Annotated in this window: 20 protein-coding genes, 1 pseudogene and 1 riboswitch; of the genes and pseudogenes, 9 read left to right on the top strand and 12 right to left on the bottom strand. The window is 45.2% G+C overall.

Annotated features, from left to right (window positions below):
• Positions 1-2: 2 nt before the first annotated feature.
• From AN618_RS03515 to thiT, 11 genes are all read right to left on the bottom strand, one after another.
• Positions 3-1,094 carry a glycosyltransferase family 4 protein gene (locus AN618_RS03515; protein WP_066352158.1) on the bottom strand — a complete coding sequence of 364 codons (1,092 nt, stop codon included), beginning with the start codon at positions 1,092-1,094 and terminating at the stop codon, positions 3-5.
• On the bottom strand, positions 1,091-2,986 hold the full coding sequence (locus tag AN618_RS03510) for an O-antigen ligase family protein (protein WP_066352156.1): 1,896 nt from the start codon (positions 2,984-2,986) through the stop codon (positions 1,091-1,093). The genes AN618_RS03515 and AN618_RS03510 overlap by 4 nt, the downstream gene beginning before the upstream one ends.
• A gap of 15 nt (positions 2,987-3,001) precedes the next feature.
• Entirely contained in the window at positions 3,002-3,487 is a 486-nt protein-coding gene (locus tag AN618_RS03505) for a DUF4330 domain-containing protein (RefSeq protein WP_066352154.1), read from the bottom strand.
• On the bottom strand, positions 3,487-4,617 hold the full coding sequence (locus AN618_RS03500; protein ID WP_066352152.1) for a glycosyltransferase family 4 protein: 1,131 nt from the start codon (positions 4,615-4,617) through the stop codon (positions 3,487-3,489). Before AN618_RS03500 ends, AN618_RS03505 begins: the two co-directional genes overlap by 1 nt.
• A gap of 72 nt (positions 4,618-4,689) precedes the next feature.
• Positions 4,690-5,148 (bottom strand): hypothetical protein, encoded by a 459-nt coding sequence (locus AN618_RS03495; protein ID WP_066352150.1) that lies wholly within the window; start codon positions 5,146-5,148, stop codon positions 4,690-4,692.
• A 13-nt stretch (positions 5,149-5,161) separates the two neighbouring features.
• Positions 5,162-6,266 (bottom strand): peptide chain release factor 2 gene (prfB, locus tag AN618_RS03490; RefSeq protein ID WP_157081610.1). Its coding sequence is split into 2 segments (ribosomal slippage): positions 5,162-6,196 and positions 6,198-6,266, totalling 1,104 coding nucleotides; the frame shifts between segments, so codons are not numbered across the junction.
• 45 nt (positions 6,267-6,311) lie between these two features.
• Positions 6,312-8,819 carry a preprotein translocase subunit SecA gene (secA, locus tag AN618_RS03485; RefSeq protein WP_066352145.1) on the bottom strand — a complete coding sequence of 836 codons (2,508 nt, stop codon included), beginning with the start codon at positions 8,817-8,819 and terminating at the stop codon, positions 6,312-6,314.
• A 45-nt stretch (positions 8,820-8,864) separates the two neighbouring features.
• On the bottom strand, positions 8,865-9,461 hold the full coding sequence (locus AN618_RS03480) for a DUF5317 domain-containing protein (protein ID WP_066352142.1): 597 nt from the start codon (positions 9,459-9,461) through the stop codon (positions 8,865-8,867).
• Entirely contained in the window at positions 9,448-10,560 is a 1,113-nt protein-coding gene (locus AN618_RS03475) for an HD-GYP domain-containing protein (RefSeq protein WP_187694872.1), read from the bottom strand. The genes AN618_RS03480 and AN618_RS03475 overlap by 14 nt, the downstream gene beginning before the upstream one ends.
• Before the next feature lie 401 nt (positions 10,561-10,961).
• A complete protein-coding gene (locus AN618_RS03470; RefSeq protein ID WP_066352137.1) occupies positions 10,962-11,627 on the bottom strand; it encodes a hypothetical protein in 666 nt (221 codons plus the stop codon).
• Between the two features lie 133 nt (positions 11,628-11,760).
• On the bottom strand, positions 11,761-12,288 hold the full coding sequence (thiT, locus tag AN618_RS03465) for an energy-coupled thiamine transporter ThiT (protein ID WP_066352135.1): 528 nt from the start codon (positions 12,286-12,288) through the stop codon (positions 11,761-11,763).
• 58 nt (positions 12,289-12,346) lie between these two features.
• Positions 12,347-12,451, bottom strand: a riboswitch (TPP riboswitch).
• Between the two features lie 293 nt (positions 12,452-12,744).
• Here thiT and AN618_RS03460 point away from each other — a divergent pair.
• Genes AN618_RS03460 through AN618_RS03420 form a run of 9 tightly spaced genes read left to right on the top strand, consistent with a single transcriptional unit; the run spans position 12,745 to position 21,317 of the window.
• A complete protein-coding gene (locus AN618_RS03460) occupies positions 12,745-13,080 on the top strand; it encodes a hypothetical protein (RefSeq protein ID WP_066352133.1) in 336 nt (111 codons plus the stop codon).
• A 2-nt stretch (positions 13,081-13,082) separates the two neighbouring features.
• Positions 13,083-14,126 carry a V-type ATPase subunit gene (locus AN618_RS03455; protein WP_066352127.1) on the top strand — a complete coding sequence of 348 codons (1,044 nt, stop codon included), beginning with the start codon at positions 13,083-13,085 and terminating at the stop codon, positions 14,124-14,126.
• Between the two features lie 16 nt (positions 14,127-14,142).
• Positions 14,143-16,179, top strand: a complete 2,037-nt coding sequence (locus tag AN618_RS03450) for a V-type ATP synthase subunit I (protein ID WP_066352124.1) — start codon at positions 14,143-14,145, stop codon at positions 16,177-16,179.
• A 17-nt stretch (positions 16,180-16,196) separates the two neighbouring features.
• Positions 16,197-16,601, top strand: coding sequence for an ATP synthase subunit C (locus tag AN618_RS03445; protein WP_066352122.1), 405 nt, complete (start codon positions 16,197-16,199; stop codon positions 16,599-16,601).
• A gap of 10 nt (positions 16,602-16,611) precedes the next feature.
• Complete coding sequence (locus tag AN618_RS03440; protein ID WP_066352120.1) at positions 16,612-16,920, top strand: V-type ATP synthase subunit F; 309 nt, start codon at positions 16,612-16,614, stop codon at positions 16,918-16,920.
• Positions 16,921-16,929: 9 nt separating this feature from the next.
• Positions 16,930-17,559: a V-type ATP synthase subunit E gene (locus AN618_RS03435; protein WP_066352118.1), complete on the top strand. Its 630-nt coding sequence runs from the start codon at positions 16,930-16,932 to the stop codon at positions 17,557-17,559.
• Positions 17,560-17,562: 3 nt separating this feature from the next.
• Positions 17,563-19,326 carry a V-type ATP synthase subunit A gene (locus AN618_RS03430; RefSeq protein WP_066352116.1) on the top strand — a complete coding sequence of 588 codons (1,764 nt, stop codon included), beginning with the start codon at positions 17,563-17,565 and terminating at the stop codon, positions 19,324-19,326.
• Positions 19,316-20,689 carry a V-type ATP synthase subunit B gene (locus tag AN618_RS03425; RefSeq protein WP_066352113.1) on the top strand — a complete coding sequence of 458 codons (1,374 nt, stop codon included), beginning with the start codon at positions 19,316-19,318 and terminating at the stop codon, positions 20,687-20,689. The genes AN618_RS03430 and AN618_RS03425 overlap by 11 nt, the downstream gene beginning before the upstream one ends.
• A gap of 4 nt (positions 20,690-20,693) precedes the next feature.
• On the top strand, positions 20,694-21,317 hold the full coding sequence (locus AN618_RS03420) for a V-type ATP synthase subunit D (RefSeq protein WP_066352108.1): 624 nt from the start codon (positions 20,694-20,696) through the stop codon (positions 21,315-21,317).
• On the opposite strand, the pseudogene AN618_RS03415 reads toward AN618_RS03420, so the two are convergent.
• Positions 21,300-23,162 (bottom strand): annotated as a pseudogene (locus AN618_RS03415) (heavy metal translocating P-type ATPase); the annotation flags it as partial. The gene AN618_RS03420 and the pseudogene AN618_RS03415 sit on opposite strands and share 18 nt — an antisense overlap.
• Positions 23,163-23,186: the final 24 nt, after the last annotated feature.

The raw sequence follows: 23,186 nt of genomic DNA, 5'->3' as shown, positions 1-23,186 counted from the left end.
CCTCACTTCATCAGTTCATCATAAATCCGCAGGGTCTTTTCAGCCATTGTCCTCGCCGTAAACTGTGACAATATGGTATGCCTTGCATTTTTCCCTAAGTTTTCCCGCAATTTGTCCGATATCAAAAGCCCTACAACTTTTTCTGCGAGAGCTCCCGCATCTCCGGGAGGCACCAAAACACCGTTTATCCCGTCTTTTATAACTTCCGGAATGCCACCCACTTCGGAAGCCACAACGGGTTTCCCCAATGCCATGGATTCCAAAAGTGCGAGGGGCAGCCCTTCACTCAAAGAAGGCATAAGGATTACGTCGAAATCTATAGCAATCTTTTCTACATCCTTTCTAAAACCCAAAAAAATTACTCTCTCCTTAACCCCCACCCTCTCGCACAGGTCTTCAAGGTAAGTCCTGGATGGACCATCGCCTACCAGGACCAAGCGAGCATCAGGAAATCTCCTTAATATCTCGGGCATGGCCTTTATGGCATATTCGTGGCCTTTCTCCGGCACAAGACGGGCTATCATGCCCAACAGAGGAACACCTTCTGGGGTATTGAGTTCCATCCTTAGTTTCCCGCAGTTTTCGAAAATATTTGGAATATTTATCCCGTTGTACACTGTTTTTATTAGCCAGGCCGGAACCCCTATTTCTATAAGGCTCACCTTTACGGCCCTCGACACCGCAATGACCCGGTCGGTGAGGAGGCGGTAAATAATCCGGTTTATCCAGCGCCTCAAAAGACCCATCTCGCTTTTTTTCCCCATCCAGTGGCGGGTCATAACAACCCTGCAGCCTGAAAGCTTACCGGCTATCCGCCCCGAAAGGCTGGCGTGGGTATGGATTAAATCCACCTTTTCCCGGGCAATAATTCCTAAAATCTGCGCCACGTGCGAGATGCGAAAGGACTTTTCGCCGCCCTTGAGGGGATAGACCTTAACGCCTAAACTCTTTAAGCGTTTTTCCAATTCTCCTCCGGCAGGACATGCCACAGTCACCGAATACCGGTTTTCATCCCAGGCAGAAAGGAGGTTCAACAAATACCTGCCGGCGCCTCCTATATTTGTATCGGTTATAACGTGCAAAACCTTCTTCATGACCTGCCGACTTCCCCCTGAAGCTCTCCGGCTTCTGCCGATGCAGTTAGAGCCGCCAGAATCCCAGCCATCTCCCAGAATGTCAGGCCAATCCTCGGACTGAACCATACGTGGTCGAACAGCCCATGGAATAAGTGACCAGAAATCGCGCCTGCAATTCCCACCGCAAACACAGCCGCCCGTGGACTTCTTTTGATTCTCAAAATCCTGCCCGCCCCTTTAAGTTCCGCCCACGCAAACCATAAAAAGGAAATAAGCCCCAAAATACCCATTTCCAGCCCCAGCTGCAGGTAAAAATTGTGGGAATGAAGCGCGGGAGTTCCCGCAATCATGTAATCCCTGTAAACCTTGGAAAAGGCCTGCAGCCCGAGCCCCAATCCCGTTAACCAGTAATCCTTCAGCATCCTCAAGGTAGCAACCCATATAGTAATCCGGTAAGCATTGGAGCTATCCTCCAGGCTTCCTATGCTCGCTATACGGTTGATTATTACCGAGGGTAAAAACACTGGCGATATTAGCGCGATTAACATCAGAGCTGCAAACAACCTGCGGTCAACTGCCAGAGCAAATATCAATACCGCCACGGCAAGGCCCAACCAGCCTCCCCTTGATAGGGTCATTACAAGACAGGTCAATATGATACCCAACAATCCGCTAAAGGCCAGTTTGCGTCCAACTCTATCAGACGTCCAGATAAAAGCCATAACTACCGGGATGACGAAAACCAGATACTCAGCCAGTACATTGGGATTTTCCAGCGTCGCATAGACTCTCATAGTTATTTCCGGAAATAATTTTGTGTCCACCCATGCAATCGCAGTAGGTTTTTTTACGTAAAAATACTGATATATGCCGTATAGGGATATTCCAACCGTGGAAATCGTTTGAAAAAGAAGGGCGGTTTTCATCACCTTTTCTTTTCTGCAATAATGATAGAAAGCCAGGAAAGTCATAAAATACGCCGCATAAATAGGCAGCAGCTTCAAACTCTCAAACCGTGCTACTGAAAAAATCGCTGCTATGAAAGCCGAGGCGAAAAATAAAGCGGCCGGCACCGTCCCGTTCGGAACCCCAAACTCTCCCTTCTCAGCTTTAAGCACCATGGCAACAAATGTGAACCCTATGAGCAAAACGCTGTAAATCGTGTCCACAAGGGGCAGTATGAAAGCCATGATATAAATTCCGAAATGAGGCTTCAGGTATAATAAAAATGATAGCATAATTAGGCCGGTGAGCCTAATAACGGTTATGACCGGCAAAGCAAAGCAAAGCACTCCAAAAACAGCACCCAAAAACACATATACAAAACCGGCATTTTCCTCATCAACAGCAGGCAAAGCCGCCTTCGGACCTCCGTCAAGAAGACCAGACGCCCGCAGCAAAATGCTTCCTTTAAATACATCGTACAAATTTAAATTTATAAAATAGGAAGGAATCAGAATTCCTGCAGCAATTATGACGGCCGTGAATTCTCCAGCCGACAAACCGGAAAACATGCCTTTCAAAGCAGCGTAGGTAAATGTTGCAGGCAAGAAGACTAAAGACAGAATTTTAAAAGGTCGCATTGTAAAATCAAGCCAGATTTTTACTGAATACCTGTAACAAGAGCTATTTTCTACAATATCCCTTATAATGTCCCTGAAAACGGAAAAACGGTTTGCCGTATTAAAAAGCACTTTGCAAAAACGGCTGGATGACAAAGCTTCTTTCTCCCACGGCTCACTTTGCAATAAAAGCCCAATAAAACTTCCGCGGAAGAGGGCTTTCGAAGCACCGGCAATCTCTTTTAAAATTTTAAAGAGGATGCTGTTTTCCCGCACTTCTCTAGAAAAAAGAAAGCTTATTATTTTTGCAATGAAACTTTCAGATATCCACCGAATTGCAGCTTCCATAGATCTATTGCCCCTTTATTTTAGCCCTTTAATTTCCATTACAGTAGCTACTACAGCATAAAGGTTGGTCTTCATCTGTAAAGCGGTACCGATTCTAATCTCCGTTCCTCCCAATACAATAGCATTTTCCCCCACCGTAGCCGAACCTTCGACGGTCACGTAAACGTCTTTTAATACCGGATTCGGCACATTTAAAACCCTGCCGTCGGCGGTATTCACAAGAGTTTCAGCAGGTTTCACCTCAACTTTTGTCACTTTTCCGAGAAGGTTGTTGGTTTTTGTTTCGCGGACCATATCCCCTTCCTTTATTACGTTAGCAGTGGCATCCCGCACGTCTTTTACTAACAGCACAACCTGAATCTTTTTTTCCTCATTAGTCAAAGAACTTTTCTGGGGATTTAATGCAAATCTTGTCACAACTGCCACAACCAGAATTATCACCAGCAAATCTATTACATTTATCAAGCCAAACAGCCTACCTTTTTTATCAATCAAGCCCATCAATTTACCTCCTCCAGAACCTTTGTGTAAACTTCCACGACCTTTTTTGTCATCGAGTCAATTGAAAATTGATCCTCTACCTGTTTCCGGCCGAATTCGCCCAATTCTTTTCTTAAGTCCGGAGACGCTAAAAGGCGTTTTATGGCTGCCCCAAGATTCATCGAATCGGTAATTTGCCCAGTTCCGCGGCCGCTGAAATTGTGTTTTTTCGCATCCTCGAAGTTTTGCGGGGTAAGTATCCCCATAAATCCGGCTTCACCCGCTATAATTACGGGTTTTTTCATAGCCATGGCCTCAAGAGCCACCCTTCCGACGCCCACCGCCACATCTGCAAGGCCCATCAAAGCGTACGTATCAAGCCTTGCACCTGTCACGATAACCCGCCGACCTTTCAAAACGGTATTGCACTTTTCGGCCTGCCCTCTTATGGCTTCCAGCTTGTCACCTTCACCGACCACTATTAGTTTTGCATTTGGAAAAGAAGAGCAGATATCGGGCATGGCGTCAATCAATTTGAGGGCTATTTCACCTCTTGCCCCCATGAGCCTGCTTATGTACACGATTTTCATTTCATCGGAACTTAACCCTAACTCCTTTTGGACCGATGAAGTATCCACTCCTGGGTCAAATTGTTCCAAATCTATACCGTTTGGTATGACGTATATCTTTTCGGGCCTTACTTTAAAATTCTTCACGAGGTGCTCCCGGACATCCTCGCTTACGGCTATGATTTTTTCCCCCCACGCCGTTAATAATCCTAAACCCCAGTTGGTGGAGTAAATGCCGTGGGAAGTGGTGATGTAAGGACATCCTGTAATATAAAAAACCCATTGAGAGACCCAGGCCGGTATGCGCGCATGGGCGTGGATTAAGTCTACTTTGTATTTTTTTACGAGTTTCGTCAGCCCAATTATCGATGAAAATAGGCTACCTGGCATTTTACTGTGGAGGGGCATAGTGAAATGTTCTATGCCGCTGGCATTAAGTTCTTTTACCAGTTCCCCTCCACGGGAAGCAACCAAAACATTGATTCCCTCTTTTTTCAATTGTCTTGCCAGAGAAACTACGTGGGTCTCAGCTCCACCAGTATTAAGAGCCATTAGTGTCAGCAATACCGTTAGGTTTTTCATCAAAGCGGCCTCTCTCTCGAAGAAAATTAACCAAAAAAAGTATATCATTTGCCACTAAGCTAGTAAAGGACCCTACCGGGTGACCTTAAAACTCCCCCGAACAGTCAGCACCACATTAGTCTCGGCGATAAGCCCCCTGCCGTCATCGCGCGGCACGATGAGCAGGTGATTTTGAGGCGCTCGTTCGGTTCGCTTCAGGTCTTTGCCATCGGTTACATCGGCGATACCGCCGTTTTCGCTGTCCACAACTGTTGCTATACCGCTTCTCAGTATTATTTCCGTGCCCTTTCCGGCTATCAGGCGGTCGCCTCTTTCAAGATACACCACTTCAAAGCTTCCGATCGATTGGCCAACCGATGAGCTCTTATCCAAATAGCTTTTTAATTCCGATACCACCTTATCCACGTAACTTTTAGTCACCAGAGGGTCGTCTTCAGAACCCGGTTCTCCCATGCTTGCTATTCCGATTCCATACCCCAGCAAAAAAGTCAATATCAAACCCGCTATAAAGGCACTTTTATATTTCCCCACCGTCTCACCTCCATTATGTGTCTTTGGACCTCATTTTGAGGTAAGCGTTTATAAAGACGTCAATCTCTCCATCCATAACTGCTTCTATATTGCCCACTTCAACGCCGGTCCTGTGGTCTTTGACCAATCTGTAAGGCTGGAACACATAAGACCTTATCTGGTTTCCCCAGGCGATTTCTTTTTGTTCGCCGCGAAGTTCGTTTATCTTTTTCTGCTGTTCTTCTATATATAAGTTAAATAGCTTTGCCTTCAGTATTTTTAAAGCAGTATTCTTGTTGCTCTGCTGGGAACGCTCGTTCTGGCAACTTACCACTATTCCGGTAGGGATGTGGGTGATCCTCACCGCCGACTCGGTCTTGTTTACGTACTGGCCGCCGGCCCCGCCGGCTCTGAATGTTTCTATCTTCAAATCTTCCGGCTTTATCTCGATCTCAATATCTTCGTCGATTTCCGGAATCACATCGACCGAGGCAAAAGACGTATGTCGCCTTCCCGCCGCATCAAAGGGCGAAATCCTGACGAGCCTGTGCACGCCCTGTTCTGCCTTGAGATAACCGTACGCATAGGGGCCCTCTACCAGCACGGTGACGCTCTTTATGCCCGCCTCTTCGCCCGGGAGCATATCCATGACCTTGACCCTGTATCCTTTATCCTCGGCCCACCTGGTGTACATCCTGAAAAGCATTTGAACCCAGTCCTGCGCTTCAGTTCCCCCGGCCCCGGCGTGGAGAGATAGTATGGCGTTATTTTTATCGTACTTGCCCCTGAGCAAAGTCTGGATTCTCTTTTTTTCGAACTCTTTTTTGAATTTTTCAGCTTCACGAGCTATTTCGTTTAAAATCTCCTGGTCGTTGGATTCAAAGCCCAATTCTATCAGGGCAATCAAGTCTTCCCAATTTTTTTGCAAAGTTTCAAATTCCTCTACGGTCTCCTTCAACTGGTTGAGATTTTGAAGGATCTTCTGGGCTTCCTGCGGGTCGTCCCAAAAATTGGGGTCCAGAGTTTTTTCTTCGAGCTTTTTTATATCGACCTTGATTTTCTCTATTTCAAAGAGCATCCCTCATCTCTTTAATCTGGGGCTCTAAAGCCTCAATTTCGCTTTTTAGCTCTTCCAACATTTCCATCTCCTCCGTTCTTTATGAGTTTAATTTTTTTAAACAGTATCAAACAGCCCTGCCGCAGCACTTCTTGTATTTTTTGCCGCTTCCACAGGGGCAAGGGTCGTTTCTCCCGATTTTTTCGCCCTTTTTAACCGGCTGTTGTTTTTCGCTGCCGCCGTGGGAGTACGAAAGATTTCGAGCCATTTCCCTTCTTTGCGGTGCGGCTTTCACCTGAACCCTGAAAAGGTATCTGAGCGTGTCTTCCTGGATGCTCTTTATCATTTCCTGGAACATCTCGTAGCCTTCTATCTTGTATTCCACGAGCGGGTCCCTCTGGCCGTAGGCCCGTAGTCCGATGCCCTCGCGAAGCTGGTCCATGGCGTCAATGTGGTCCATCCACTTCTGGTCGACGACCCTGAGCATAATCACCCTTTCCAGTTCCCGCATCGTTTCTTCGCCGATTTCTAATTCTTTTTGTTCGTATGCATCGAAAGCCCGTTCGACCAGAATTTTCCGGATTTCTTCCCTGGTTACGTCTTCCTTTACTGCCGCACCCAGCACATCTTTAATCGTAAATATATCAGCGTAATACTCTGAAAGTCCTTTCAAGTCCCAATCCTCAGGGTGCATTTCTTTGCTCGCATATACATCTAACAATCGGTCGACCACATCTTCTATCATCTGCTTTACGCTGTCCTTCAGGTTCTCCTGCTCAAGGACCTTCCTCCTCTGGGAATAAATAACTTCTCTCTGGGTATTCATGACATCATCGAACTCAAGGACATGCTTTCTTATATCGAAGTTCCTGGCTTCCACCTTCTTCTGGGCGTTTTCTATGGCCTTTGTTATGAGCGGGTGTTCTATGGGCTGGTCATCCTCAAGCCCCAGGCGGTCCATGAGTCCCCGAATGCTATCGGAGCCAAAGAGCCTCATCAAGTCATCTTCCAGAGAAACGTAAAACCTGGAGGAACCGGGATCCCCCTGGCGCCCGGCCCGGCCTCGCAGCTGGTTATCGATTCGCCGGGCCTCGTGCCGCTCGGTGCCGATTACGTGCAGCCCTCCAAGTTCGGCTACCCCTTCTCCCAGGACGATATCCGTACCGCGTCCGGCCATGTTGGTGGCTATCGTCACGGCCCCCCGCTGGCCTGCCTTCGCTATTATTTCGGCTTCTTTCTCGTGGTACTTGGCATTCAACACCTGGTGAGGGATGCCCTTCTTTTTCAGCATCTCGCTCAACATTTCAGATTTTTCAATGGATACGGTACCGACCAGGACCGGCTGACCCCTTCGATAGCAGTCCTCGATTTCGCGGACCACCGCCTCGAACTTGGCCTTTTCGGTCTTATAGACCACGTCCGGGTAGTCCACCCTTATCATTGGCTTGTTGGTGGGTATCACGACCACATCCATGCCGTAAATCTTCCTGAACTCTTCTTCTTCCGTGGCTGCGGTGCCCGTCATTCCGGCAAGCTTTTTGTACATCCTGAAATAGTTCTGGAAGGTTATGGTGGCAAGGGTTTTGCTCTCCCGCTCAACCTTTACCCCTTCTTTTGCCTCTATCGCCTGGTGAAGCCCTTCGCTGTACCTACGGCCGTACATCAGCCTGCCCGTGAATTCGTCCACTATTATAACCTGGCCGTCCTTTACCACGTAATCCCTGTCCCTCTTCATGAGCGCATGGGCTTTCAGGGCCTGGTGGAAATGGTGCAAAAGTTCTATATTTTCTTCATCGTAAAGGTTTTTTACCCCCAGGAAGTCTTCGGCTTTTTTAATTCCTTTCTCCGTAGGTATCACGCTGTGGGCTTTTTCGTCGACAATATAGTCTTCTCCGGCCTTAAGTCTTGGTACAAAACGAGCAAACTTGTAGTAAATATCAGTGGACTCTTCGGCCTGTCCCGAAATTATGAGCGGTGTGCGGGCTTCGTCTATGAGTATGCTGTCCACCTCATCGATTATTGCGTAGTTAAGTTCCCTTTGAACGATGTGTTCCTTGTAAAGCACCATGTTGTCCCTTAGATAATCAAATCCAAATTCGTTGTTGGTACCGTAAGTTATATCCGCGTTGTACGCCTTTTTCCTCTCTTGAAAATCAAGGCCGTGCACAATAAGACCTACCTCAAGCCCCAGAAATTTGTAGACTACCCCCATCCACTCGCTGTCGCGCCGGGCGAGGTAGTCGTTGACGGTAACCACGTGCACTCCCTTTCCTGTCAGGGCATTAAGATAGGCCGGCATGGTGGCAACTAAAGTCTTACCCTCTCCTGTTTTCATTTCGGCAATTCTACCCTGGTGCAGCACTATTGCCCCCATCACCTGAACGTCAAAGGGCCTCATGCCCAAAGTTCTCTTGGCTGCTTCCCTTACTACTGCAAAAGCTTCGGGCAGGAGGTCGTCCAATGTTTCTCCCGCCTGCAATCTATTTTTAAATTCGTTAGTTTTCTCCCTCAGCTGGCTGTCCGACAGCACCTTTATCCTGGATTCCCAGTCGTTGACTTTTTCCACTATAGGCATCAGTTTTTTTATTTCTTTCTCATTCGGGTCGCCAAATATTTTTTTCAATATCCCGAACATGTTATCACCTCAAAAATTTCCAAAAAAATTTATAAGGAACCTTTTTTATAGGTTCCTTTTCAATTTCCTTTTACTTATTTTATCACTCGCTGATTTCTTTTTCAACATAGCCTCCTGGATTAACAAAAAAACGCCGACACCCATCAAAACATCCCCCAGGCTGAACACCTTGGGATTGGGATAGGGTTTTGGCAGCGGGAAAATATCTCCAAAAATCTTAAACCTGGTCTCCGGCGTCATAGCGGTGTGATAGGGATAAAGTGGGCTAAAGAGGTCCTGTTTAAAATCACCCAATCCCGCAACATCAACGGCCCAGAGAGATACCGGCATCTTGCCTCCGTTTGCAATTATCGCAAGGAAATTCAGCAAAACCCCAAGGGTCACAATTCTCAGAGGCTTTAAATGCCAGTTGGAAAGGAGGCTGTACAGCAGAAGGCCGTACGAAATAAAGGATATAATCAAAATGTAGTCAGCTACGTATCCCTTTAAAGGACCTTTTAAAAACAATGGAAAATAGCGGATTACGAAAGATAAGAATATAATTTCAAGTTTCTTTATGGGGATTTCACCGAGTTTTTTCAAACTTCCCTTCCTTAAAAACCCAACGATTATCGACAAAAGTACAAAATCAACGAGCAACATATTCCCCGAATTTCTCCTTTTCCAGCACTTTTTTTAAAGCCCCAACCACATCCGGCCTAAAATCCACCCCGGAAGCCTGTTCGATCTCCTTCAACGCCTCCTCGACGGTCATGGCCTTCCGATAGGGCCTGTCCGTGGTGAGTGCATCAAAGACATCCGCCACGGCTATTATCTGCGCTCCCAGCGGAATTTCTTCTCCCTTTAGACCTTCCGGATACCCGCTCCCGCTTAATCTTTCGTGGTGGTATCTTATAAAAAAAGAGGCCTGCAAGAGAAAATCAACCTTTTTAACTATGTTGGCCCCCAGCTCAGGATGAACTTTTATTTTCTCAAACTCCTCTTCCGATAACTTACAGGGTTTATTCAATATGGGTTCCGGTATCCCTATCTTTCCTATGTCATGCAGGAGTGCCGCATAGTGTACGTTGCTTATCAAATCGTTGTCCATCTTCAGTTCTTCCGCTATAGCAACTGCTAGTTTGGCAACCTGCTCGGAATGACCTCTCGTATAAGGGTCCTTAGCCTCAATGGCGCTTGCCAGAGCCTGAATCGTCTCCAGATACACCTTTTTCATATCCATGTACAACTTAAAAGAATGGCGGGCGATGAGCAACGGGATTAAAAACAAAAGCAGCCCCAGTGCTCCTATGTTGATATAGATAACTGCAAGCAAGATACCCAGAGGCGCGAGGGCAATGTAGGTTGGAAGAGTATCAGAAAATGTGGTTTTTAAAATATATCCTATTGGCTTTTTATAAAGTATCGTTAGTCCAATCGATAAAAGACCAATATTAACTATGAAATACGTAAAAATTAAAGCTATGAAAGCATAATAGTCTTCATAAAGATTTATATACCCTGGAATTCCACCTAACTTTTCATATACAAAACCTGAACTTCCCACCATTATTACGTAAAGAGCTATATTTGAAATCTTTTTAAAGAATACATGTTTTATTATCTTACGCTTTATTTCGTAAAGTAGCATTGAAAGAAATGCTACCCATATACTCAACTTATATCCCAAAACAAGTATAGAGCCTATAAATATTGCAAAACCGACAGTTACTTCTGCATCATTCGGTAATTGTACAGGCAATATTTCTGACAAAAATGCTAGGGTTGTAAATGTAATAAACGCTTGATAATTTCCACTAAATAAAGCTTCATAAGAATACAGTAATAATGATATAGAACATAAGATCATAAAAAACACATAGAATAATGAATATACACAAAATTTACCATCTTTTTCCATTATTTTTTACCACCTTTTATTAAAAAACTTAAAAAGGGCCGACCACAAAAACATATTTATTATCCACCAAATCTATAATTAGCACCGCCGGCAAGGACAAGAGCCATCAATGCCAGCAAAATCTTTAAAAGGGTAGCATTGATTTTCATGAGATACAGCCTCCTCCCCGTCTACGGTGCTCTGCCCCACCGCTACTAGAGCAGGCCACTAAAAACCGCTTCGCTTCGTCGGCCCTTTTTTAGCTAATCTGTTTTTTCTTTTATCAGGAAGCTTATACGCCGGTTTACGGCGTTAAGCACCGCAACGACTACACTCTCTCCTTTGTCTTCTCTAAAAAGGGTTGTCCCCAAAAAGGTCTCTTCACCCCCATCGGTCAAGATGGACACGAGTACCGCAATAGCTTCTTTTTCGCCGATTCTAAAGGTATTAATATCTTCCAGTGTAATTAAAAAATTCTTCCCCGCATACTGCTGTATGGCGTCAATTGTCGCTTGGGCAACCAGTTTTAAATAGTATTTAAAAGTACCTGAGCCCGACGCTCTTCCTTCAAATAATTTATCCTCTGCGTCCCTCAGGGCCACAGATACTTCGTAATTGTATTTGCTCTTTTTTACGGTCAGGCCATCTATCCTTAAACGGGACTCCGTAGTAAAAATCTCCTCTTTATTCAGCTGAGCCACGCTAATCTTTTTATGGTCTACCTCAGAGCCAAAAGTCGCAACAAGTGCTGATTCGATATCTCTCACTATCTGCTTCGGATTCCTGTTGGAATTGGCGAGCACGTGGATCTCCGATATCTTGCCGTCAGGTGTTGTTATAATTTTTGCAGAAACCACATCTTTAATTCTTTTTATGATTTCCTCGTAATGGCTTATTACTTCCTCTCTATTATTGAGATTTTCTCCCATATAATCCCCCCGACTCATCCCAATATATACAATTCGACCATAATCTGTTAATTCCTGCTGGCACCTTGAGAAATTTCATAAAAAAAAATAAAGAAAGGAAGCGAATTTAGTCCGCTTCCTATAATTCCCACCTTCATGAAAGGTAATTTCGTTCTTCGTCCATTTTGATAAACCGGTAAAATACAAACCTTACCGCAAGCAGGCTTAACACCAATTCTGGCAGCAGGTATGCACCGTTGTACAGGGCGGAATAAACGGCCGCATTCATCCCTTCCGGAGCATAGGACCCAAAGAAGATAACGCCGGAAAGAAAGTGAGAGAAAAACCTGCCCAATATTCCGACGGTTATCCCTGTCCAAACCTTTTTATTAAACAGTCCGGAAAGGCCCAGCAATCCGAATGCCAGCGGGTAATCCAGGATCACCTGGACCGGATGAACGATGTAAGGCTCGATTATGAGCTGCAAAAGACCGTAAGACGCTCCCGCCAGTATCCCTTTAGCGGCTCCGTTTCTTAAAGAATACAAAAGAATGGGGACCATGCTGCCTAAAGTAACCGAACCTCCGTACGGAGCCTGAAATATCTTTACAAAACTCAGCGCCGTGGCTATACCGACCATTAGGGCTCCTTCGATTAACGTTGACAGTGAATTTCTCTTCATAAATCAATTCTCCTTTCTTAAAAAAATATAAGCCCACCCGTATAGGTGGGCAAGCAAACCAATGGTTCACGTGCTTCCCTACGCGGGCATTACCCCGTTCAGGTTTTTGGGGTCGAAGCCGAAAGTCGGCTTCCTCTCAGCCGTAGCTCCCCCAGCACGGATTCGCATTTATCCTCTATTGAATATATATGTCACCGGAGGAAAAAACATTACAAAAAATCCTTATAAAATAATTTATATCAAATTTTGGTACAAGGCGCAATACCTTCAAGGGTAATTTCGAGATTTTTTTCGAAAAAACACGAGAGATTTTAAGATAATACCGGTTTCGGCAGCAAAGCCGATTAATAGCAATATAAGGCGGTAAAATTTTTTATTCCTTCAAATTTGCTTTTGTTATATAAGAGGAGTAAGGTTTAATAAAGAATTCGGAGTTTGCAAAGAAGGTGATTAAAATTGGAGGACAAGGTCATAGAACAGGCCATCGAGCGCTTCATTGAGATAGACGGCAAAGCCGCCAACATAAAGGAAACAAGGGAGAAAAATCTAGCCGAACTCGAATCCAGATACCGTCGGGAAATCCAGGAGATGATAGAAAATTTCAATCGAAAAATCGATGAAAAAGTAAATGAAATTTATTCGAAGGCATTAAGCGAAGGCAACCGCGAAGTTGAAGAACTGCAAAAAAAAGCAAGAGAACTTATAAAAACCATGGAGACAAAATACCTCGAAATAAAGGAAGAAATCATAAATAAATTTTTAAGCGAGATATTCGATATAAAGAGGTTTTGATTATGGACAGGGTTGCGCGTTTTGCAGCGGTAAATACGAAAATTAAAGCGATGGAGCGCGATTTTTTGAATAGCAAGCATTACATCGAAATGCTCCGCCAAAGGTCCATCCAGGACCTCGCCGCTTACCTTAAGGAAAACACTCCCTATAGCAAGTTTCTAAATGACATAAATCCAGAAACAATAAATAGAACAACCCTTGAGGAAGTTTTAAAGCGAAACATGGTAAACAATCTCGATAAACTCCTTTATTTTTTTCACGACAATTACAGAGATTTTTTGAAGGCTTTGTTCCTCAAGTATGAAATCGCGGATTTAAAAAATTTTGCAAGAGATATTTATAACAACTCCAAGAGCGAGGTTGCGGTAGATTCATATTCCTTCATAGGTAAATACAGCAAGGTGTCGTTCGATAAACTCCAGAAAGCATCCAGCTTAAGAGATTTTATCCTGGCCCTCGAAGGGTCGGAGTTTTACGAATATGTGAAGCCTCTACTGGACGGCAAAAGAGAAAACCTGTTCAGGCTGGAAATGTCGTTAGATTCTTCTTATTTCAGTATTATAAAGAAAAGCTCGGAAAAACTTGACAAAAGCGATAGAGCCATAATCGAAAAATGGGAAGGCATGGTGTCGGATTTATACAACCTTCAGTGGATATACAGGGGTAAAAAGTTTTACATGTTATCTCCGGAAGAACTCCTGAATTACACCATAGACATGGGTGAACGCATAAATTTTTCGAGGCGCAGGGAACTTTGTTATTCCAAAAATCTAGAAGAACTGAAAAGTAAGGCGGACGAACTCGGTTTTGGCTTTCTCTTTAAAAAGGACGAAACCAGCGACATTTTTATGGAGCGGAGGATCAACAGATTTTTGTTTTACAAACTCAGAGCCCTTTCCAGGCGCTACCCCATGAGCATAATACAGTCCGTTGCATACACGTGGTTTTTGGACTTCGAAGTCCGGGACATTTTTTCCATAGCAGAGTGCATTAGGTACAATCTATCTCCGGAAGAAGCTGGAAAGTTCCTGATAAGGGCTGTATAATTAGGAGGCGAAGGCGATGGCGATAGAAAAGATGAAGTTGATGGGGATTATAGGTAACATCAGTCAAATGAATAAAATTTTGCGTCTCATCATTTTAAACGGCAGCCTGCACGTAATTAATTCCCTGAACAGAATAAGTTCGGAAGATTTCGTGCTCCCACCGAGCGAAGAAAATATAAAAGCATTAGAAGAAATACCTTACCTTAAACCGTATACATCCCGGCGGGACTTTTCGAAAGAGGAAGAGATAATCAAAAACTTCATCGGAATTTTTAATTTAAGGCCCGAGATAAAAGGTGAATATCTCGGACAGGACTATGAATTCGACGATTTCATGAAGCAGATTTTCAACGTATATTCTAACGTCCATTCCATAGCCGAAAGTATAGAAGACAGGAGAAAATCCATAGAACAAAAAAGGATTTATATAGACAATCTGAGATACCTGGAAAAATACAAAGTCAATATCGGAAAACTGGTCAATATGAAACTGCTGAGTTTCAAGTTGATAAGACTTTCTAAAGAAAATTACTCAAAACTCAAGAAAAACTACGAAAACATCCCTGCTGTGGTCCTGAAAATAGCTGACGAGGGCAAAAACGTGGTGGTCGCTTCAATAACACCGAAAAGCCTGGAAGAAACCGTAGAAAGGATATTCAGCTCGCTGAATTTCACACAGCTTCCTCTCCCCGAAGATTTTGATTGCAGCTCCAAAGCCGCCATAAAGCAACTAGAAGAAAGCATCGCCGAAGATAAAAAATTCATAGATTCCATGCAAAAGTCGATAGAAAATTACAAAAACAACTACGCTATCGAAATCGAGAAGGCTTACGCAAGGCTGGAAATGGAAAAGAAAGTCGAAGAGGTCAAAACCTCCTTAGCCATAGGAAAGAAGCTCTTTTTCATGTTCGGATTCGTTCCGGAAAGCAGTGCAGAGCAGCTCAAGTCCGAACTTAAAGCTGCTTTTGGAGAGGATGTAATAATAATCCTGGAAGATGTTGATAAAAAGTCGCCGGGGCTTACACCGCCCACGAAGTTGCGGAACATTGCAATTATAAGGCCTTTCGAAGAAATGGTAAAGATGTACGGAGTACCGGCTTACAACGAAAAAGACCCGACCGCATTTTTCGCTTTAAGCTACCTTCTGCTGTTCGGCGCCATGTTCGGCGACGTCGGCCACGGCCTCGTGCTTTTCGCCGCAGGGATTTTATTAAGATTGTTCAAAAAGTCCATGGCCGTCTTCGGCGGAATTCTCGCCAGTCTTGGCTTGAGCTCCATGATATTCGGTGTTCTTTACGGAAGCTTTTTCGGGTCGGAAGAAGTCATACCAGCCCTGCTCGTAAGGCCTATGGCCGACATCAATCTGATGCTCGCGGGAGCCGTAGGTCTCGGGATAATATTAATAATCCTCGGATTTCTATACAGCATCCTGAATTCATATATAGAAAAAAACCTGGAAGAAGCATTGTTCAGCAGGAACGGCATCGCCGGTTTTGTATTTTACATCCTTCTCATTTATATGGTTTACGGTTTTGCCGCTGGAAAGAGCGGTCTTCCTCCAGCATTGCTTTCATCAACGGCGGCCATTATAGTTTTAATGGTTTTTAAAAAGCCTCTGTCCAGCAGGTTAACCGGAACAAAGGTGCTCTATCACGATTCTCCGGCGGATTACTACATCGAAGAAGGATTTGGAGTTCTCGAGACAGTCCTTTCCGCAATGTCCAATACCATTTCCTTTATACGCGTTGGCGCATTTGCTCTGAACCACGCTGGACTATATATAGCTTTCGCCACCATGGCTGAAATGACAAATTCCGGAATAGGAAGTTTACTGTTATTGGTAATAGGAAATATAATCATTATCTGCCTGGAAGGATTAATCGTCTTCATTCAAGCTTTGAGGCTCGAGTACTATGAGTTATTCAGCAAATACTTCAGGGGAGATGGTATTGAATATGAGCCCGTAAAAATCAATTTATCTATCCCAAAATCAATATCTTTAATGAGAAGACACTCTTTAAAACGTAAGATAAGAGTAAATTACGCATTTTAAAACTTGGAGGGATAAAAATGTATGCAATAGTTTTGATGGCAATGATCATTTCCGCAGTAACTTGCGCATCAGGTTTTTACTTCCATCTCGACAAAGAAAAAACAAAAAAAGCGTTAAAGTGGAGTATTACCCTTTACATTGCCCTGATTGCAGTTTTTCTGATGTTCGCAATGCCCGCCCAGGTGAAAGCAGCCGGTGATAATTCTTCTTCGTCAGGCCTCGCATTCATCGCAGCCGCGATTTCTACCGGCCTTGCCACCATCGGCGCGGGCTATGCTGTGGGAGCTGTAGGCTCTTCGGCACTGGGAGCGGTTTCCGAAGACCCAAAAATCCTCGGGAAAACTCTAATTTACGTAGGCCTTGCCGAAGGAATAGCAATATACGGCCTTATCGTTTCAATAATGATCCTGGGCAGCCTATGAGGGATGGAATATGAAAGCTCTCGTTTTAAGCGACAACATGGACACTTTAACCGGCATGAGGCTGGCAGGGATTGACGGTAAAATAATACACGAAAGAAGCGAACTTATAAGTGAACTTAACGAGATTTATCAAAAAAAGGATATAGGCCTCGTCATAATAACCGAAAGCCTCGCAGAAAAAGCCAAAGATGAAATAAGTCTATTAAAACTCAAAAAGGGACCGCCCATAATAATCGAGGTCCCCGACAGGCAGGGCAGCCGGCGTCCGCCCGATTTTTTGACGAGGTACATCAAAGAATCGGTCGGAATCAAAATTTGAGGTGAGAATATGGCGACTACTATTGACGACAAAATATCCCTTTTTACGAAAGTCATTTTTGAAAAGCTGGAAAATGAATACAACGAAAAAAAACAAAGGCTGATAGAACGCTATGAGGCCGAAAAGTCCGCCATTGAAGCGAAGTTAAAGAAAAAACTGGAAGAAAGAATTTCCGATGCCAGCCGGGATGCAAACGTAAAAAAGGATCACATGGTTTCAAAAGCAAAGGCCGAAGCTCATTTTGAAGTACTGAGAAAAAGGGAAGAACTCCTTGAGAGGCTCTACGATGAGATAAGAGAGAAAATAAGACATTTCCTGGACACTCCCGAGTATCTGGAGTTTTTGAAAGACGCGTTAATTCGTGTGACGTCCCGTTTCCCAAGGGATGAGAAGGTGTATTACATCCTCACACCTGAAGACTTTCGCAAACACGAACAGGAAATAAGGAGTTTCCTGCAGTCCTTGAAACCTGAGGGTGAATTTGAAGTCGTCATCGGTGATAGTAACATGCTCGGCGGGGTCATTGCGAGAAGCCAAAGCGGTCGAATAGAGGTGGACTTATCCTTCGAAACCCTTTTGAGGGAAAATCGCGCAAGACTTGCGCAGCTTTTATTTTCTCAGCTAGGCCTGGAGGTGTGATGAATGCAGGAAGGAAAGATAATCTACATCAACGGCCCCGTCGTCAGAGCTTCAGGCATGAGAGGATTTACCATGAGAGAAATGGTCATGGTAGGCGAAAAAAAACTCATCGGCGAGGTCATTGCTCTGAATAAAGATGTGGCTACGATTCAGGTTTACGAAGAAACTTCCGGAGTTCGCGTCGGAGAACCCGTAATAGGCACAGGCAAACCTTTGACGGTAAAGCTAGGTCCCGGCATTATAGGGAATATTTTCGACGGCATAGAAAGGCCGCTTTCGCGGATATACAAAGAAGGCTCAGCTTTTATACCTCCCGGCATCGGCCTCATATCCCTTGACGAAGAAAAGCGGTGGGATGTGGAAATTCTCGCAAAAGAGGGAGATTACTTAAATGAGGGGGATGTATTTGCAGAAGTTGCGGAGACCTCTATGATAGTCCACAAAGTAATGGTCCCTCCGGGGATAAAAGGCAGGGTAATAAGTGTAAAATCAAGCGGGAGCTACACCATCAACGAGGTTTTGGCAGTGCTAGAAGATGAGGGTAAAACCTTCGAACTCAGGATGTGCCAGGAGTGGCCGGTGAGGGAACCTCGCCCGGTTAAAAAGAGAATGGCGATTGGGAAACTTCTTGTGACGGGACAGAGGGTAATAGACACCTTTTTCCCGCTGGCCAAGGGAGGAACCGCAGCCATACCTGGAGGGTTCGGGACCGGCAAAACCATTACCCAACACCAGCTGGCAAAGTGGAGCGATGCGGATATCATCGTCTATATCGGCTGCGGCGAACGCGGCAATGAAATGACCGAGGTGCTGGAAGATTTTCCGAAACTGGAGGACCCGAGGACCGGAAAACCCCTCATGGATAGAACCGTGCTCATTGCCAACACCTCTAACATGCCGGTGGCTGCCCGCGAAGCTTCCATATACACAGGCATAACCATTGCCGAATATTTCAGGGATATGGGATATAATGTAGCCTTAATGGCCGACTCCACCTCCCGCTGGGCCGAAGCCCTTCGGGAAATAGCGGGAAGGCTGGAAGAAATGCCGGCCGAGGAAGGTTATCCTGCCTATCTTGGGTCAAGGCTCGCTCAGTTTTACGAAAGGGCCGGTTACTTTGAAAATCTCAACGGCAGCGAAGGGTCGATTACCATCATAGGAGCCGTTTCTCCAGCCGGCGGCGACTTTTCCGAACCCGTCACACAAGCAACAAAGAGGGTTGTGGGAGCATTCTTAGCCTTAGACAGGGAGCTAGCTCACGCGCGGCATTTCCCGGCTATAAACTGGCTTTTATCTTATAGCGGATATGTAAAGATGCTGGGCGATTGGTACGCTCAAAACGTAGCCGATGACTTTCTCAACCTCAGGGCGAAAATGTTGGGTCTTCTCCGAGAAGAGAACAAGCTGATGGATATAGTAAAACTCGTGGGAGAGGACGTTCTTCCCGATGACCAAAGGCTGGTGCTGGAAATAGCAAGGGTTCTTAAAATGGCATATCTGCAGCAGAACGCCTATCACAAAGATGACTCATTCGTACCCTTAAAGAGGCAGTACAAAATGCTGAAGGTCATCGAAAAACTATACGACAGGGCTTCTTCCTCGATAAAAAAAGGAATCCCCATAGCCAAAGTGAAAAACGAGGCGCTTTTCAACGATATTATAATGATGAAATACAACCTCAATTTCGACGACCTGTCCAGTAAAGTCGACGAGTATTTCGATAAGTTGGAAAGCATGTACAAAGAAGGTGCTCAATATGAAAGTTAAATATATTAAATTAGAACAAGTCGAAGGACCGCTAATCGTTTTGCAGGACGTAAAAGAGGCAGCCTACGATGAAATAGTAGAGATAGAAGTCCCGGGTAGAGGAATGCGAATGGGGAAGGTCGTTGAGATAAGCGGTGACAAGGTGATCATCCAAGTTTTCGAAGGGACTTCCGGTATTTCCTTGAACAAAGTAAGCGTGAGTTTCACCGGAAGTCCAATGCGCATACCACTTTCAAAAGAAATCCTGGGCCGCATCTTCAACGGCATTGCAAAGCCAATAGATGGCGCAGGAGAAATTTATTCCGAAAAGACCTATGACATCAACGGTCGACCCATCAATCCCGTGGCAAGGCTGTATCCGAGGAATTTCATAAGAACAGGTATTTCTGCCATAGACGGCCTTATCACCCTTATTCGCGGCCAAAAGCTTCCCATATTTTCCGGCGACGGCCTTCCCCATAACGAACTTGCGGCTCAAATAGTCCGCCAGGCCGGTATTTCCGGAGAGGAGTCCAAAAATTTCGCGGTAGTCTTCGCGGCCATGGGTATAAAACACGACGAAGCCGACTTTTTCGTGAAAAGTTTCGAAGAAGCGGGAGTAATGGACAGGGTGGTGATGTTTTTAAATCTGGCCGACGACCCCGTAGTGGAAAGGATTATAACACCGAGGTGTGCCCTTACCGCCGCAGAATACCTGGCCTTTGAGCGGGGTATGCATGTGCTTGTAATAATGACCGATATGACCAGTTATTGCGATGCTCTGAGGGAAATATCATCCGCCCGGGAGGAAGTACCTTCGAGGAAAGGGTACCCGGGTTACATGTATTCGGACCTGGCTACGCTTTACGAAAGAGCCGGGATAATAAAGAATTCGGGAGGCAGCATCACCCAAATACCGATACTCACGATGCCCAATGACGACATAACCCACCCCATTCCGGACCTCACGGGCTATATAACCGAAGGTCAAATCGTGCTTTCAAGATCCCTGTATCAACTGGGTATTTATCCTCCTATCGATGTCCTGCCTTCTCTTTCAAGGCTTATGAAAGACGGCATCGGTGCCGGGTACACGAGGGAGGATCATCCGGACCTGGCAAACCAGATATTCGCCGCATATTCAAGGGTGCAAGAGGTCAGAGCTCTAGCCCAGGTCATAGGGGAAGAGGAACTTTCTGAAACGGACAAATGCTACATGGAATTTGGCCGGAGATTCGAAAGGATTTTCCTTTCCCAGAAGTTCGACGAAAACAGGAGCATAGAAAAGACCCTCGACATCATGTGGGAACTATTAAAGGTTCTGCCAAGGTCCGAAATAACGAGAATAGACCCCGCCCTCGTCAACAAATACCTGGGGAAGTGAGCTTATGAAGGAAAACGTTGCTCCAACGAAAGCCAATCTGATGGCCGCTGCGACCGCCCTCGAATTTTCGAAAAAGGGCTACGAGCTTTTGGACAAAAAAAGAAACGTCCTTATCAGAGAAATGATGGGGCTGATGAAGAGGGCCTCGGAAATTCAGGTTAAGGTGAACCAAATATTCAGGGAAGCCTACGAGGCCCTCCAAATGGCAAATATCACCTTGGGCATTTCCCAGGTTTACGAAGTGGCCAGATCTATCCCGGAAAATTCAGATTTTACCATACTCACCCGCAGCGTAATGGGCGTTGAAATTCCCATAGTGAGATACGAAAAAAAGCCCCTCGACCACTACTATAGTTTCTACCACACCAATGCGGCTTTGGATTTAGCCCTCAAAAAATTTCACGAAGTTAAATATCTCCTGCTGGAACTTGCTGAAGTGGAAGATTCGGTCTACAAACTCGCCGTTGAAATAAAAAGGACCCAGAAAAGGGCCAATGCACTGAAGAACATACAGATCCCGAAACTTGAGTCCATCGTAAAAACCATTTCGGAAATGCTGGAAGAAAAGGAAAGGGAAGATTTCTTCAGGCTGAAAACACTAAAGAACAAATTAAGCTCTATTCTTTAACAACCTCATTCCATTGAGGGTGACAAGTAAAGTAGCTCCCATATCGGCCACAATAGCGAGCCACAGTGTCAACCACCCTGGAAACGTAGCCAGTACCGCCGCAATTTTAAAAAAAAGCGACAAGGCTATATTCTGACGGATGATCCTTTTAGTATTTTTGCCTAAGCGAATCGTAAAGACCACCTTGGTCAGGTCATCGTTCATCAAAACTATATCCGCCGTTTCAAGGGCTACATCAGTGCCTGTTCCTCCCATAGCTATTCCTACCGTGGCTGCAGCCAGGGCCGGAGCATCGTTTATGCCATCTCCTACCATGGCAACCTTGCCGTATTCTTTTATCAGCTTTTCGAGAACATTAACCTTATCCTGCGGCAGCAGTTCAGCGAAATAATCGTCGACACCGGAGCGGCGGGATATGGCTCTGGCCGTAGCCTTATTGTCTCCGGTAAGTATGATGGTCTTTTCAATACCTTCACTTTTTAGCAAAGTTACGGCTTTCTTGCTCGAATCCCTTATCTCATCGGCAACGGCTATAATCCCCAAAATATCGGTTTCAGTGCCCACAAGTATGGTGGTCTTGCCTTCCTCTTGGAGACGTTTTAAGTCCTGAATTATTCCGCTGGTATCGACACCTTTTTCTTCAAACAATTTAACGCTTCCTATTAATATCACCTCGCCTTTTACACTGCCCATTGCTCCTTTGCCAGCCAAAGCCGTAAAACTCTCAGCCGAAGTCACATTTATGCCATGATTTTGGGCAGCTTCCACTACCGCACGGGCGACGGGGTGTTCCGACATTTTTTCAACGCTAGCCGCTTTATATAAAACCTCTTTTTCAGAGTCAGCTCCCACCGGTATTACATCAGTAACCACTGGCTCTCCTCTAGTGAGAGTACCGGTTTTATCAAAGGCCACTACTTTAAGTTCTCCTACTTCCTCCAAGTATACCCCACCCTTTATTAAAACTCCATGCCTGGCTGCATTGCTTATGGCGCTTACTATTGAGATAGGCGTCGAAATCACCAGTGCACAAGGGCACGATACCACCAGTAAAGTCAGACCTCGGTAAATCCACGGCTGCCACTCAAAGCCAAATAAAAGCGGAGGGAAAAGCGTTATTATACCGGCAAGCCCAAGCACAATGGGGGTATACACGGCTGCGAACCGGTCGACAAATGCTTGAACCGGGGCGCGCTTTGCTTGAGCCTCCTCGACCAGGTGTATAATTTTCGCCAGCGTAGTATCCTGAACAAGTTTCGTTACTTTAACCTCCAGCGAACCGTGAATGTTAATGGTCCCTGCATAGACTTCATCCCCTGGTCCTTTTTCTACCGGTATGGATTCTCCGGTAATAGTCGATTCGTTTATGGCCGATTCACCCTTTATTATCACTCCATCCATTGCTACCTTCTCGCCGGGACGGACTACGATTATGTCGCCTGTATTAATCTCATCTACGGGGACTTCGACCTCACCCCAGGGCTTTTTTACCCTTGCAATTTTAGGCGCCATGTCAATGAGCTTTTGCAAAGACCTTCTTGCACTTTCCATCGTCCAGGATTCAAGCATTTCAGATATGGAATAAAGAAGCGACACCACAGCCCCCTCTTCCAGCTCGCCGATTGCCACTGCCCCAATCACCGCCACGCTCATCAGCACGTTCATATTAAAGTCCAGGCGTTTTATTGAATGATAAGCTTTTTTAAAGTTGCCGAAACCTCCAACTATCATTGCAAATATGAAGCATGGAATGTATATAAAGGTTAATCCCTTGGTTTTTGCCAAAAAAGCCAGAAGCAGGAATCCTGCGGAAAATAATGCCCTCAGCAATTCGTCCTCGAATCTAGCGGCACAATCCGGACAGGTTAT

Source organism: Fervidicola ferrireducens (assembly GCF_001562425.1).
Taxonomy (GTDB): Bacteria; Bacillota; Thermosediminibacteria; order Thermosediminibacterales; family Thermosediminibacteraceae; genus Fervidicola; species Fervidicola ferrireducens.
The sequence above is the reverse complement of the archived record's forward strand: the minus strand, read 5'-3'. Positions and strand labels throughout refer to the sequence as shown.